Raw genomic sequence first — 14178 nt, forward strand, 5'->3', positions numbered from 1 at the left:
CGATAGGATCGATAAAGGCGCGCTCCGAGAGGTCGCAATCCACTCTAGCAAAAATCTGCCCGCCCTTCGCAAAGGCTGGTGTTTGCTGCCGCGCGCCGGCTGGCTGTCCAGTGTGCGAGACACCCTGGCCGGATTGAAGCCTGTGGCCGCAAGCTTCACCTTGCCCACGTCTTCAGATGCCACCTCGCCGATATCGCGGCGGGAGTTCTGCGATGGGCAGATCGTCGGCCTTGAACAGCTTACCGGTGGACCATGGAATCATGTTCAGCACGACACCAAAAATCATGACGATCGCCGCAGCCACGGGTTTGCCAAAAGCCTTTGTCCAGCCAGCAAGAAGAGCTCCGAGCGGTTTGAAGATCAAAAGTGGGATAAGGGCGAACGGCGCGATCAAGAGGGTCAGCACCGTCGGGATCGCCGCCTCCATCATAGGGTCGCCGCCGTATCGAAGACGGAGACGCGGGTTACGGGCGACTGCGAACGGAATCAGTTCTTCCATGAAGCGAACATAGTCGGCGGATCGATCGAAGCCTGTCTCTCCCTGCCAATCCAGCGAGGATACCTCCCTCGACGCGAAGAATGTCCGCAAACGCGCGCTGTAAACTGGAAACCCAGTGGTGCCGACCCCACTCGTAACGTGAATGTGCAGGAAACGAAACGAAGTCCATGGGACCAGTGTGACGGACCGTCCTTGCGTTACCGAGAGGCCTTGCGCGTCGATGACGTAGGCCATCTTGATGCCTGGAGAGCTTTTATGATGCTTCTCGACTTTCGCGGTAAAGCGATAGGTCGGCGGGTCGTCCGTCTGCAATTGAACTCTCCAATACGGTCGCCAAACGGAAATTATGAGCGTCTAGCCTTAAACGCTTCAAGCTGCTTCGACAGTTCTTCTTCTTTGGCGTCTGCAGCTTTAAAGCTCCCAAACTGCAAGCTCACGCCTATCCAATACCAGCGAAAAAACCACGGACTGAACATAAACAAAAAAACGAGGGCGGGCAGGCTAATAATGAAAACTGCGGCCGTCTCGCCGAAAAGTCCTAACAAAAGAAAGTATGCCAGAAGGAGCGGGAGACTAGCCGCAGCATACCAGAAAATCATCAGTACTATGGTCGGGAAAGGTCGAAAAGGCGAGTATAGTGATCGACTGAGACGAAGGGTCCAGAGCTCGCTACGATGGCGATAGTATGTAATCAATTGCCAAAGTTCCCGGCTCATTTACTGCTTGCCCCCTGCTTTCCCCAAATCCAGATATCTTCATAAGAAGGGTTGCGCTGCAATAGATTTTCGCACTCTATCGGTGCAAAAACCGTGGGGCCAATGCAGCCGCCAAAATCCGTATCTGTTTGGAATTCTTCGCTTAGCCGACGGCGTCGGTATCCAGTAGGGCGCCTATTCATTACCAAAGGTAATGAGAAACGGGAAAATCGATAAATGTAATATTCCTTCCGGTTGCGACTTGCCCATTATAATCGGTCGCGAAGCTGCTCATGCGGATAGCACGAATGCCGACAAGCGATCACAGATCACGAAGGCGCGACACGTGCGATCGGAACACCGGTTACCCTGCAGGGCTAAACAGGAACAGACTTTCCCGTCTTGGTAGCTACGTGCTGTCAGGTGCTTCTGAAAAAATCGCCACCATTCAGGAAGAGCCCCACCTGCCCGTCGCAAAGGCTGGTTTCTGTGGCGAGATGAGAAGCGGTCCATTGCGCCAGACGCTCTGACCGGACGGAAGTCCGTAGCCGCAGGCTTCGCCTTGCCCACCTGGCCGAGTAGCAACACGGATCGCAGCAAAGTTCTCGGAACCCTGCCAGCATCCGGCTAGTCCAGAACTTTCCCGCCGTGGTAGCTCCGTGCCGTCAGGCGTTTCTGAAAATCGCCGCCCTCAGGGAAGAGCCCCACCTGCCCGTTCACAACGCTGAATTCGACAGTAAGGCGACTGGCGGCTCAGCCAGCCAGTTCTTTCGCGGGGTTGAAATCGATGGCGGCGAAAGCGGCCTCGATGACTTCAGGCCCGGCACCAGGGCGCGTGGCGTCGCTGGACAGGATCTGGCGGAAGCGGCGTGCGCCCGGCATGCCCTGAAACAGACCAACCATGTGGCGGGTCACGTGGTTCAGGCGTCCGCCAGCGGCGATATACTCAGCGGCATAGGCCATCATCGTGTCGCGCAGCGCCATCCAGTCCGGTGCGCTTGCCGCATCGCCATAGATGCGGTGGTCGACATCGGCCAGAATGGACGTGTTGTGATAGGCGGCACGGCCAAGCATCACGCCATCCATATGTTCTAGATGCGCCTCGGCCTGGTCGAGATCGGAAATGCCGCCATTGATGCCGATGAAGACATCGGGGTTTTCCTGCTTCATGCGGTAAACAAGGTCGTAGTCGAGCGGCGGAACCTCACGGTTCTCCTTGGGCGACAGTCCCTGCAGCCAGGCCTTGCGGGCGTGAACCCAAACGGCATCGGCACCGGCCGCAACAACACGCTTCAGGAAGTCTGGCAGCACCACTTCCGGCTCCTGATCGTCCACACCGATCCGGCATTTGACGGTCACAGGCACGGAAGAAACAGTCTTCATCGCCGCCACGCAACGCTCCACCGTCTCCGGTTCGCGCATCAGGCAGGCGCCGAACGTGCCGGACTGCACACGGTCCGAAGGGCAGCCGACATTGAGGTTGATTTCATCATAACCGTAATCACCGGCAATACGCACCGCCTCGGTCAACTTGGCCGGATCAGACCCACCAAGCTGCAACGCCACCGGATGCTCCTGCGGATGATAGCCGAGCAGTTTCTCCCGCAGCCCATGAATAATGGCATCGGCAACAATCATTTCAGTGAACAGCAACGCACGCTTCGACAACTGCCGATGCAGAAATCTGCACCTCGTGTCAGTCCAATCGATCATAGGCGCAACCGCGAAGATCGGAGATCCGGATTGTACGGCGTCTTTGTAGAAATTCAATGTCTTATGACCGTTTGTTAGTGTATCGCTTCATCAGCGTTTTTATCTCGATGCATCGTTTTCAACATCAGACGCAATACCGTCGTTACCCGACAGAACTGCTTTGCCGACGAGAAACACGCACGAAAACAATGGATGGCTGCGCCCTATATACAGCGCTGTCCCCCGGAAAAAAAGGCGGTCATATCGTTTTAAGAAAAGCCTAGACATTCGACCGCAAGCGCGAGGCCGAACCGTGGTACGTTTTTGGGAAACTGAAATAGATAAGCCTAGTGCCATTGAACGGTGGTACGCTGACTGATTTATGTTGTCGGATGCGATAGACCGTTACGTCAAAGAGAAGGGAAAAGTCGGCACCACGAATGCATAGGTTCTCCGAACCATTAAGACACTAAAGATTGCGTCCATGGACTGCGCAGACATACGTAGTGATGATCTAGTGACATTCGCGAACAGCTACCTCGCGCTTCTTTCGTCGATCTTCAAAGTCTTACGGTGCATTGATGAACCGACCTTTTCTTGTGGATCAGGTTGTATCTTTTTCCCGTGTTCAACTTTGATTTTGCTATTTTAGGATCTAATTATACATTGATAACGAAATCGAGGAAGGAATTGGCATGAAAAGAGTGAACCTTCTCGATTATTTCGAGTTGGCAGAGAGCGTGATGTCTGCAAAGTCAGGGTTGAGCACAAATTCTTCGACTGAAGTTGCCTCGATCTATTTTGCGATCTCCGGATTGCCACCTCGGCTAAATACCTTTCTGAGCGATGACAACGGTTTTTCTGCCTCTAAACATGCTGCATCGGAACTTTTGACAGCGGTAAATGGGTGGATTGATGAGAAGGTCTTCCCGGGTGGAGGTTTTTCGACCGAGAAATTCGATAAGAAGCTAGATCCATGGGAGTGGGGCCAATTAAGAAAGAAAGTCGAGTCATTTCGCACGGTCTTCGAGGCGGAATGCCATGGTGTTGATGTTTATTCAGTTGGCCAAATATCAATTTATAAAACGCAGACCTTAGTTTCGAACGGCGCAAAAATAATTCCAGAAGAGTACCATGTCGACATTCCGACCGAGGCGCTTACCGAGTTTGATAATGCTGGTAAATGTTTAGCATTCGACTTGCCGACATCGTGCGGTTTTCATGCGTTGAGGGGGCTGGAGCTAGTTATGGATGCTTACTTGGCTGCGTTTGGCGTCAATACGAAGCGGCTGAGAAGCTGGAATATGTATATCCAGGCGGCCAAAAAACTGATCGATGATGAGAGAGCCTCTTCGAAACCGTCTCCAAAGGTCGCCGCTATGCTTGATAGAATGCGAGAATTAGATCGAAACCCTCTTATGCATCCGCGGGACACCCTTGATACCCTTTCGGCTGATCAACTTTATAAGCTGTGCGCAATTACCGTAGGCGAAATTGTTCGCGACATACGAAGAATCAAGAGTGGTGGCGCGGTGGCAAAAATCGCAAACAATGCTGGCGCATCACTTCCATCCATGCAACTCGGAAAATAGAAAATACAACTTATAATGCCCGTCGTTTTCTGTCGCATCTGGACCGCCAGATTGCGGCATTTCTTTCTGCCCGTGTGGGCTTAATCGGCGATAATAGTTTGGAGCGTCTTTTTAGACAGGCCGGGTCTTTCGACTGATGCGGGTCTTTGTCATACGCTCAGCAAACCCGTATATCGAACAACGAAAAAGGCCAGCGCGTTTCTGCACCAGCCTTCTCTTGCTTCTGTTCGCCGCCATTACATCCGTGGTCGACTTTGAAAGCCGCGGCGCTATTGCGCTGCTATGGTGTCTTTAACGTCTGGGCGACCATTCGGTTCCAGGGTGCGCAATTACTTTCTGTAGGCAATACCGCCCCAGACACGGCCTTCGTCCCTGTGACGACCGCCATGCACCGCACCGATGTAGGCAGCGGCGGCGGATACGAGAGCCGAAGCAGCCAGGAGGAAAGCGGTCAGGATACCGGCAACCCGTGCCTTTTCAGCGGCGTCGACGGCTTTTGTCTTGGCGTCCTGCAGAGCTTTTTCCGCCTCCGCCTTGAGATCATCGATCCGCTTCTGCGCCTCGTCGACCTTTTGCTGCGCCTGTGTCCTGACTGCCTGAACACGCTCAACTGTCTGGCTTACGCGCGTCTGAGCATCCGTTGGACTGATGCCAGTCCGCGCTGCAATCTGGTTTGCGAGCCACGCGCGATCGGCGTCGGAAATCTCTCCGGTTGCCAGCAGGTTGCTGAGAATACCGCTCACCTGACGCTGAAAATCTCCAGCGCCCTGATCTCCGCCAATCGCCGGTGTATCGGTGCGCAACAGAGTGTCCGTCAGGTAGTCGATCGGGTTCGACTTCAATCCCTGAGGAAGAGCTTGTTCGATACTGGGAGCCGCAGCCTGTCCTGCACCCTGCGCAATGCCACCAACAGCGTTGCCAGCACCTGATACGACACCGCCGGCCAGCTGGCCAACACCTTGCGCTGCGCCTCCCACGGCAGAACCTGTTGCCTCAACGGCAGTCTGAGCCACGCTACCGACCGCCTTTGCACCGCCCGACACCACGCTGACGGCCAGTAACGCCGATACGACAGTGCCAAGACCCCAGACGACCAGTCCGTTGATGCCATCGCGCGTTGTAAGTTCGTTCCGGTCGGCCGAGCCAGCCGGACGTCTCATGCGTCCGGTAATGTAGCCGCCCAACATGTAGGAGCCGACCATCGAGATAACGACGAACAGTCCGGTGATGATCAGCCATGTCATGCTGATCTCACCGCCATCATCCGCCGAAATCGAGCTCAGGCCCAATCCACCGGCAAAAGCCGTGAGAATGGCAACCGCCCCGGACGCGATGACTGTGCCCGCGAAGATAGCTGGCCAATCGACATAGCTACGGTTCGGGTTGGTTTCAATTGAGGTTGAATCTACCATCAGCGTAACCCCAGCAGAGAGAGAATAAACAGCACAACGACGACCAGTCCAACCAAGTAAATGATTGAATTCATGAGACCCTCCTACGGTAATCTTGTTTTCAAGACGCAGCCGATCAAATCGATGCTTTAGAGCTTCCTGCGCTTGAGGTTTTGTCCGGTCGAGTGACCGTGTTGAAAACACCTGTCGGCATCAAACGTTCCGGAAAAAGAAACCGCCAGTCATCAATGACCGGCGGCCTGTATTCTTGGTGAGCTTACCAGCCCTGACGACCGTACCAGTCATCGATGTCTTTCTTGGTCTGGTCCTTCGCGTAACCGTAGCGCTCCTGGATCTTGCCTTCGAGCTGCTCACGCTTACCGTTGATGACGTCAAGATCGTCGTCAGTGAGCTTGCCCCACTGCTCCTTGACCTTGCCCTTCACCTGCTTCCAGTTACCTTCGACGCGGTTCCAATCCATTGAAATGTCTCCTCTTTATGTTGTGACGAGTAAACGCGGCAGGTGCGGGTTGGTTCCCTGAAAAGGGACTTTGCGCTTTGGTACACTGTTCCTGCTGACAGACGTTGGATTTATACGAAGGCCACACCCGAACCATTCCACCCCCACCGCGTTAAACGCGCATGGACGCTGAACATGCCGTTTTCGGATCGCTGCCCGATGGTTTTCATGCGCTGGTTGTTGGTGCGACTGGCGGGATCGGTGGTGCTTTTTGTGATCTCTTGGAGCGGCAGCCGCGTTTGGGGGCGCTAGTGCGGGTGTCCAGAAGCGGCAGCGGGTTTGATCTGTTGAATGAGGACAGCATTGCCGAACAGGCGGCGTCTCTTTCACAACGGAAATTTCACCTGATGATCTGTGCAACCGGCGTGCTGACCACGGATGGGCGGGCGCCGGAGAAGGCGTTGCGGCAGCTTGACCCTGAAACAATAGCCATGCAGTTCCGCGTCAATGCCATCGGCCCTGCCCTCGTGATGAAGCATTTTCTGCCGCTTCTGGATCGCCAGCAGCGTTCGATTGCGGCATTTCTCTCTGCCCGTGTGGGCTCGATCGGCGATAACAGGCTGGGCGGCTGGTATGCCTACCGGGCGTCCAAGGCGGCCTTGAACCAGTTTGTTCGCACCGCATCGATTGAGCTTGCCCGCACGCATCCGCAGGCGGTGCTGGTATCAGTGCATCCGGGCACCGTGCGCACATCCCTGTCAGGCCCCTATTCCGCCGGCCACAACACCGTTAGTGCGGCGGAAGCAGCCGTGTCGATCTCTGGCGCGCTGGAGGCGCTGACACCTGAGAAAACAGGCTCCTTCATTGCTTATGACGGTAGGGATATTCCGTGGTGAGGCTCTCGCCGCTTTCCGCACCGCGGCGAAGACGGATACTCCCTCGGCCGATGACCAGAGCCTAGGGCACTGGCACCCAGATTGCCGAGATGTCATCACCATAGGCTCTTGCCCTGCCATCCAGAATAGCGGCGCCAACCCAGGCGCAGATCACCGCATCGAGCATGTCCTCGAAGGCCTTCATTTCGTATCCGCGCGCGTCCGGCGCAGGCAATGGCAGAGCAGCCAGCACACCCTGCACGCGGCTCTCCAGCAGGCTTATGATCTGCCCCCAGATTTCAATGAGTTTCTGCCGCCGCACCGTCGGCGGTTCGCCCGGCCAGTATTTTGCGACCTTGGAAGCCTTGTAAGGCAATCGCCTCTCGGCAGCCGCAAGTTCTATCAGGGCCGGATGCGGATAGACTTCAGCGATGGCGCGGCCTTCGACGGCGCTTGTCGCCAGCGGGTAACCCAGCGCGGCAAAGCCCGCACGCAGCGCATCGCTGATCTTGCCGGGGCGGGTGGCGCTGGGCGTGTGCGTGCTGGCGTGTCTTGCGCCATAAACCGTTGAAATCATGTTGTCGGATGGTCTACGCGTGATGATGGGCTGCAGGGAAAGCGGCATGTCGATGGCCACCATATCGACGGGGCAACCCGCCCTCGCCTCCGCCACAGCCAGAAGCGCCGCAGCATCCGGCACCGAGCCGCGATGGCGTGCAATGGGCTGAGAACCGGCCTCCCGCAGCAGGCCTTCATAGGACGCGGCGACCTCGACCAGCCGCCAGCCGGAACCGTCATCGCTAATCAGCGCTACGCCACTCGGTTGCTGTTCCGTCCACGCCGCATCGATGCCCAGCACGGCCCTCTTTTGCGCTGCCATCATCTGCCCGTTTCATCCGGCACCACTTCCGTCAGCCTGAGGCTGATACCGCTCTTGACCACCACGTTAAGCGTGCGGATCAGGTCGGCAGCCTCCAGCAGCGCATCGCGCCGTGCCGCCTCTTCCTGACGGTCAGATCCGGCCGCCACCTCGGCCAGACGGATAATCGCATCCTGACGGGTGCCGCTTTCGGGAATGCCCGCCTGACGTCGCAGATCACGGATCGCAACAATCGAGCGGAACAACAGGTCGTCGATGATCTCCGTGGAGGCGCGGTTGATACCGTTTGCATTGCGCAGCAGGTCAGCGACGATCTCACCAGGGTCATGTTTCAAGCTTAGAAGACCTCGCTATCCAGTCATTGCCGAAGACGACGTGAACGAAGCTAAGCGAGGAGAAGAGTCGCGGCAACCACGCACGTGGAAGATGCGGATGTTTTTGCAACCGGTCTGCGGCTGCCCCTGGGGGGGCAGGTCTCGGCCAGCCGATGCACCGTTCTCATCGGCGTTTCCCTGGAAGGTCTCGAAGAGGGTTACAACCTCAGAAAGAAAACGCCACTGGTTATGGAACTCGCCTGAACGATCGCCGAGGTTGATGGAATCGTCAGGCAAACCCTTGGAACGTAAAGTGCCCTAGGCTCGATTTTCGGTTCTGCACCTCTTCAACCAAGTCCGTCCAGGCCACGGGCCTCCATCCCATAAAACCGGTTTCGCAGAATTGACAGGCTCCCTACCAGAAGGTAGGTTGCGCGCATGAGCAATGTCGGTTCCACTTACGATCACATCCTCGCCTGCGCGCAGAAACTCATCGTTTCCGGCGGGTACAATGGTTTCAGCTACGCGGATATTGCCGATATCGTCGGCATCCGCAAAGCCAGCATTCACCACCATTTCCCCAGCAAGGTCGATCTGGTTCAGACACTTGTCAGCCGCTATCGCATCGCTGCCGAAACCGGCTTTGCCGGGATCGAGCAGAATGTGCCCCACCCGCTGGACCAGTTGCGCACCTATACCGACCACTGGGCAAAATGCATCGACGATGGCAGCCGGCCCTTTTGCGTCTGTGCCCTGCTGGCCAGCGAGCTCCCTCTCCTGCCGCCCGAGGTTGCCGTTGAGGTCAAAGCCTATTTCCAGCTTCTTTCAGGCTGGCTGACCCGAACATTCGAGCGCGCCGCAAGCCAGGGTGTCATCCACATTTCACGCGCGCCAGCGGTCGAGGCGGAATTGTTCATGGCCACCGTTCACGGAGCCATGCTTTCAGCACGCGCCTATGGCGATGCGACCAAATTCTCGGTCGTCACCTCCGCCGCATTCGAAGACCTGAGGCCGAAACACCAGGGATAACCGTGAGACATCCTTAGAGAGGCGAACGCTGGCGCCGCGCGCCAATATTCGCGCACTCTCAGCCTACCAACTAGAAGGTTGATTGTCTCTTTGGCGCCTGCTGATCGGTATCTTTCCGCGCGGAGAAAACAGAGAGAACCGGGGAGATCCCCTCCTCAAGACCCGAAATCAGATCGAAAGGAACTGACATGTTTGGAATAACACCACTCGGCTGGCTGCATACGCTGGGAAGCCTCCCGGCCATCCCTGCCGCGGCATACATGATTTTCCGGTTTGGACGCATCAAGCCAGACAGTCTGGCCGGCCGCATCTATTTCATCTGTATGCTGATCGGCAGCCTGACCATTTTCCTCGTTGCGAAGGCGCCCGTCAGCCCGGCCATCGCGCTTGTCACCTTGCTGTGTCTGATCGGCGGCTACACGGTTCACAGGCTGACCTTCCTCGGCCGCCTTCAAAAGTACGTGGAAACGCTGCTTCTGAGTCTCACGGTCTTTCTGCTGATGGTGCCTTCCGTCTCGGAGACGCTGAGACGCGTTCCCGACGGCCACCCGATCGCCGCCAGCCCCGATGCAATCATCCTGAAAATCGCCCTCGCCACCGTCGCCGCGACCTTCCTCCTCGGCCTTGCCGCACAGTTCATCTATCTCGCCCGCTACGCCGGCAAACCGCGCTGAAAAGCCGTATGGGCAGGTGGCTGCCGCATCCTCAAGCCACCTGCTCCGGTCTTAAGGTGCAACGAACCGAACACTTTCACACAGGTTGATTTTGGTCATATCAAAGGTGACCAACGGATAAGGTTCGGTTTCGCGCAGGTCGAATGCGAATGCTTTGCCGTCGCCACCGCCATTCGTTGATGGATGCTAGGTCCTGTTGACAAAGTCAGCAGTGGTAATGCGATAAGATCACTCCTATCGGAGTGATTACATGTCCAAACTTGATCGAGAAATACGACTTCGACTTGGTGTGCAACGCGCCTTGCTTGGAGCTGTATCATCGACGCTGGCCGCCGTTACGTGTGGCTGGAGTGGCAACGAGATTGTCCTCGAATTCTTGGTCGATCCCGATTTCAGCGATGATGACCGCGAACGCATGGAGGTCGTCGCCTCCGAGGTCATCGCGGATTTTGGTTATGAAACAATAATGACTGTCTTCACCTCCCCACCGTTGGAGGGACCGAAGGTTCCGGTTGATACGCGATGGTGGGCTTACAGGCGATTTGAGCCATAGCTGGGTCAGGTCGTCACGGCCAAGTTCGGACAAGGCCGCAACGATAATCAGGTTGAGGCATTGCCCGGCATCCTCAAGCCACCTGCCCCGTTTTGGGCTTGCCCCTGTAGAGCGGTCAGCGCTAGGCCGACAGTTCTCTTCGGACGATTTCCGCCCCGGCGCCCAGGGCATTCAGTTTGCCTCTTGCGATCTGACGAGACAGCGGAGCCATGCCGCAATTGGTGCAGGGGTAAAGCTTGTCGGCATCAACGAACTGCAGGGCTTTTCGCAGCGTATCGGCGACCTCTTCCGGGGTCTCGATTGTGTTGCTTGCCACGTCGATGGCCCCGACCATGACTTTTTTGCCGCGAAGGAGTTCGATCAGATCGATTGGAACGTGCGAGTTGTGGCACTCCAGCGAGATCAGATCGACGCCGGATTTCTGCAGCTTGGGGAAGGATTCCTCATATTGCCGCCACTCCGACCCGAGGGTCTTTTTCCAATCCGTATTGGCCTTGATGCCGTAGCCATAGCAGATGTGGACGGCCGTTTCGCACTTGAGCCCTTCGATTGCCCTTTCGAGCGTGGCAACACCCCAATCGTTCACTTCGTCAAAGAAGACATTGAATGCGGGCTCGTCGAACTGGATGATATCGACACCGGCGGCTTCCAGTTCCCTCGCCTCCTCATTGAGGATCGTGGCGAATTCCCAGGCCAGCTTTTCGCGGCTTTTGTAATGCGCATCATAGAGCGTATCGATCATCGTCATGGGGCCAGGCAAGGCCCATTTGATGGGCTGCGTGGTCTGCTGGCGCAGAAACCTGGCGTCTTCCACGAACACTGGTTTTGGGCGAGACACAGCGCCAACGACCGTCGGAACGCTGGCATCGTAGCGATTGCGAATCCGGACCGTCTCGCGTTTTTCGAAGTCGACGCCGCCGAGGTGTTCGACAAACGTGGTGACAAAGTGCTGGCGCGTCTGCTCGCCGTCGCTGACGATATCGATCCCCGCCTGCAACTGATCGTCGAGGGACAGACGCAGGGCATCCCGCTTGCCCTCGATCAGTTCGTCATCCTGCAGTTTCCAGGGCGACCAGAGTTTCTCGGGTTGTGCCAGCCAGGAGGGTTTGGGCAGGCTGCCGGCGGTTGACGTGGGCAACAGTCTTTTCATGTTATGCGACCTTATGTTCATGGGGTTCGTCAGCGGGCGTGATTGGCCGACCATTGTTCGAGAATGGCCCTGTAGTGTTTGATGAAGTGCTCCTCGGCAAAGCGTCCCTGTTCGACAGCCAGCCGGCTACGTTCTTCGCGATCGTAGATAATTCGCGTCAGGGAATAGTCCTGGTTCTTCAGGCTGGGCTGGTAGCAGGCCCCCGCGGCTGAGTTGGCGTTGTAGATTTCGGGCCGATAGATCTTCTGGAACGTCTCCATCGTGCTGATGGTGCTGATGAGTTCAAGATTGGTGTAATCGACCAAGAGATCGCCGACGAAATATAGGGCGAAAGGCGCGACGCTGTTCGGCGGCATGAAAAATCGAACCTGCAATCCCATTTTCTGGAAATAGAGGTCTGTCGAAGACAGTTCATCCTGCTGGTATTCGATACCCAGTACCGGATGCTGATTTCCGGTCCGACGATATGTTTTGCTGCTCGACGCACTCAGGCATATCACCGGCGGCTTCTGAAAATGCTGCCTGTAGGCATCCGAGTTCAGGAAACTTTTGAAAAGCTTGCCGTGCAGATCACCGAAATTGTCTGGCGTGCTGAACTCGGACCGCCCCCTGTTGTGCTCGGGCAGCACCACGCTGAAGTCGTAATCCCGGACATAGGAGGAGAAATTGTTTCCGACGATACCCTCGATGCGGTCGCCGGTTTTTTGATCGATGATCGTCGTCTTCAATATCTCGATCATCGGGAATGCGTCGCCGTGGTCTTCAGCGCCGACATTCATCTCGACGGATATGATATCGAGCTCGATAGAATATCGATCGCCTCTGGGGTTATCCCAGTGCGCCAGGGCGTTGAAACGGTTGTCGATCATCCTCAAGGCGTTGCGAAGATTGTCCCGCCGGTTCTCGCCCCTTGCCAGATTGGCAAAGTTGGTGGTGATCCGGGTGCTTTCAGACGGGCAATAATCCTCGTCAAAGGCAAGACGCTTGATCGTGAAGGTGAGATCTTTGGTCATGGCGTTATGGTGTCCTCATCCCGGGACAGAACCTGAATGAAGTGCTCTATCGGTTCTCTCGGTCAGCAGATGTCATGCTCTCCGTTGTTGAGAGCCATGCCTGACTTATGCCTGAGCCGCTGATCTGGAAAAATTGGTATTATCTCATCGAAGCATGAGCCAGCTTCATGAGTGGATGGGAGGTCGCGGCGGCAGATGCCTTGACCATTTCAGCGACATGCGACATTGGTTCGTCATCGTGGTTCTGCGGATGCAAATCCGGAGCTAAGAGGGAATTCGGTGAGGGTTTTGCCTGAAACCGAAGCTGCCCCCGCAACTGTAAGCGGCGAGCGAAAGTCCATCGAAGTCACTGAGGCCTGCCTCGGGAAGACGGACCGAAGCAACGACCCGCAAGCCAGGAGACCTGCCGCGATAGATAACGTCCACGGGCGGGGTGTCCCGGAGTGCCGCTTTCGCGATGGGCATTCTGCTGCCGTCGTCTCTGCGTCATGCCACTGCCCGGCCGCAACCTGATGGCAAGGCCGATGACTGAGACTTCTAAAACAGGAAAGCGTGCGCAGCACCGCTCCACAACCCGCCTCATCGATATTGTCTTTCCCGGAGACACCAACCATCACGGCACCCTTTTCGGGGGAACCGGTCTTGCTCTCATGGATCGCGTTGCCTTCATCGCGGCCACGAGGTTCGGTCGGGCACCCTTCGTCACCGCCTCCTGCGAGCGTATTGATTTCAGGCAGCCGGCCCGCATCGGGCACGTCATCGAATTCAGCGCGAAACCCGTCAAGGCAGGTCGCCGCTCCCTGACGGTCGAGGTGGAAATGGTGGCGGAAACCATTGTCGGCCGGGAGCGAAACACCTGCACGCGCGGGGTCTTCCATATGGTGGCTGTGCCGGAGGGCGAGCATGCCGCGCATTACGCCTTGCCTGCCCTGCTCCCGGAGGAACCGCCAGAGACGAGCGACGTGGTTGCCATGGTCGAGATCGTCTTTCCGGATCAGGCAAACAGCGTCGGCCGGATGTTCGGGGGCGATGCAATCGCCTACATGACCAAGGCCGCTTTCGTCGCAGCGTCGCGCTACTGCGGCCAGATGGTGGTGCTGGCGTCATCCGAGCGCATCGACTTCACGCGAGCAATCGAGATCGGTGAAATCGTCGAGGCAGAGGCACGGGTCGAACGCGTGGGGAAGAGTTCGATGTCCATCCAGACAAAACTCTGGTCCGAAAACCTGATGACGGGCGAGAAGCACATTACCGCGACCGGACATTTCACCATGGTCGCGGTCGACAGGGACCACCGGCCAGTTCCTGTCCGCGACGGCGCTTCTGCGGTGGGCGCGCTCTTTGACAAGGGGTGGGAATAA

General features: G+C 56.7%; 15 protein-coding genes and 1 riboswitch. Of the genes, 7 read left to right on the forward strand and 8 right to left on the reverse strand.

What is annotated here, in order from left to right; translation table 11 throughout:
- Window positions 1-172: 172 nt before the first annotated feature.
- Together HWX89_RS16695 and dusA are read right to left on the reverse strand one after the other, a co-directional pair.
- Window positions 173-811 (reverse strand): hypothetical protein, encoded by a 639-nt coding sequence (locus HWX89_RS16695; protein WP_246705197.1) that lies wholly within the window; start codon window positions 809-811, stop codon window positions 173-175.
- Between the two features lie 1136 nt (window positions 812-1947).
- Entirely contained in the window at window positions 1948-2964 is a 1017-nt protein-coding gene (gene dusA, locus HWX89_RS16700) for a tRNA dihydrouridine(20/20a) synthase DusA (protein WP_138795020.1), read from the reverse strand.
- Window positions 2965-3581: 617 nt separating this feature from the next.
- Between dusA and HWX89_RS16705 the strand changes: the two genes are divergently transcribed.
- On the forward strand, window positions 3582-4478 hold the full coding sequence (locus HWX89_RS16705; protein ID WP_138795019.1) for a hypothetical protein: 897 nt from the start codon (window positions 3582-3584) through the stop codon (window positions 4476-4478).
- Window positions 4479-4807: 329 nt separating this feature from the next.
- Here HWX89_RS16705 and HWX89_RS16710 read toward each other — a convergent pair whose 3' ends face one another.
- Together HWX89_RS16710 and HWX89_RS16715 are read right to left on the reverse strand one after the other, a co-directional pair.
- Entirely contained in the window at window positions 4808-5890 is a 1083-nt protein-coding gene (locus HWX89_RS16710; protein WP_138795018.1) for an ATP synthase F0 subunit B, read from the reverse strand.
- A 256-nt stretch (window positions 5891-6146) separates the two neighbouring features.
- Window positions 6147-6350, reverse strand: a complete 204-nt coding sequence (locus HWX89_RS16715) for a CsbD family protein (RefSeq protein WP_138795017.1) — start codon at window positions 6348-6350, stop codon at window positions 6147-6149.
- 161 nt (window positions 6351-6511) lie between these two features.
- On the opposite strand from HWX89_RS16715, the gene HWX89_RS16720 reads away from it, so the two are divergent.
- On the forward strand, window positions 6512-7225 hold the full coding sequence (locus HWX89_RS16720) for an SDR family NAD(P)-dependent oxidoreductase (RefSeq protein WP_138795016.1): 714 nt from the start codon (window positions 6512-6514) through the stop codon (window positions 7223-7225).
- Window positions 7226-7286: 61 nt separating this feature from the next.
- On the opposite strand, the gene HWX89_RS16725 is transcribed toward HWX89_RS16720, so the two are convergent.
- Window positions 7287-8087, reverse strand: coding sequence for a DUF429 domain-containing protein (locus HWX89_RS16725; RefSeq protein ID WP_246705199.1), 801 nt, complete (start codon window positions 8085-8087; stop codon window positions 7287-7289).
- Window positions 8084-8419, reverse strand: coding sequence for a hypothetical protein (locus tag HWX89_RS16730; RefSeq protein ID WP_138795015.1), 336 nt, complete (start codon window positions 8417-8419; stop codon window positions 8084-8086). Before HWX89_RS16730 ends, HWX89_RS16725 begins: the two co-directional genes overlap by 4 nt.
- A gap of 84 nt (window positions 8420-8503) precedes the next feature.
- On the opposite strand from HWX89_RS16730, the gene HWX89_RS16735 reads away from it, so the two are divergent.
- The 4 genes from HWX89_RS16735 to HWX89_RS16750 all read left to right on the forward strand — a co-directional run bounded on the left by HWX89_RS16735 (window position 8504) and on the right by HWX89_RS16750 (window position 10654).
- Complete coding sequence (locus HWX89_RS16735) at window positions 8504-8662, forward strand: hypothetical protein (RefSeq protein ID WP_178340807.1); 159 nt, start codon at window positions 8504-8506, stop codon at window positions 8660-8662.
- Window positions 8663-8836: 174 nt separating this feature from the next.
- Entirely contained in the window at window positions 8837-9427 is a 591-nt protein-coding gene (locus HWX89_RS16740; protein WP_138795014.1) for a TetR/AcrR family transcriptional regulator, read from the forward strand.
- A gap of 188 nt (window positions 9428-9615) precedes the next feature.
- Complete coding sequence (locus tag HWX89_RS16745) at window positions 9616-10101, forward strand: hypothetical protein (RefSeq protein ID WP_138795013.1); 486 nt, start codon at window positions 9616-9618, stop codon at window positions 10099-10101.
- Window positions 10102-10351: 250 nt separating this feature from the next.
- Window positions 10352-10654 carry a MafI2 family immunity protein gene (locus HWX89_RS16750; RefSeq protein WP_138795012.1) on the forward strand — a complete coding sequence of 101 codons (303 nt, stop codon included), beginning with the start codon at window positions 10352-10354 and terminating at the stop codon, window positions 10652-10654.
- A gap of 121 nt (window positions 10655-10775) precedes the next feature.
- On the opposite strand, the gene HWX89_RS16755 is transcribed toward HWX89_RS16750, so the two are convergent.
- Together HWX89_RS16755 and HWX89_RS16760 are read right to left on the reverse strand one after the other, a co-directional pair.
- Window positions 10776-11804: a methionine synthase gene (locus tag HWX89_RS16755; RefSeq protein WP_138795011.1), complete on the reverse strand. Its 1029-nt coding sequence runs from the start codon at window positions 11802-11804 to the stop codon at window positions 10776-10778.
- 29 nt (window positions 11805-11833) lie between these two features.
- Window positions 11834-12817, reverse strand: a complete 984-nt coding sequence (locus HWX89_RS16760) for a DUF1852 domain-containing protein (RefSeq protein ID WP_138795010.1) — start codon at window positions 12815-12817, stop codon at window positions 11834-11836.
- A 222-nt stretch (window positions 12818-13039) separates the two neighbouring features.
- A riboswitch (cobalamin riboswitch) is annotated at window positions 13040-13242 on the forward strand.
- Window positions 13243-13341: 99 nt separating this feature from the next.
- On the opposite strand from HWX89_RS16760, the gene HWX89_RS16765 reads away from it, so the two are divergent.
- Entirely contained in the window at window positions 13342-14178 is an 837-nt protein-coding gene (locus tag HWX89_RS16765; RefSeq protein ID WP_138795009.1) for an acyl-CoA thioesterase, read from the forward strand.

The sequence above is a fragment of the Rhizobium sp. RM genome (assembly GCF_013390595.1).
Taxonomy (GTDB): domain Bacteria; phylum Pseudomonadota; class Alphaproteobacteria; order Rhizobiales; family Rhizobiaceae; genus Agrobacterium.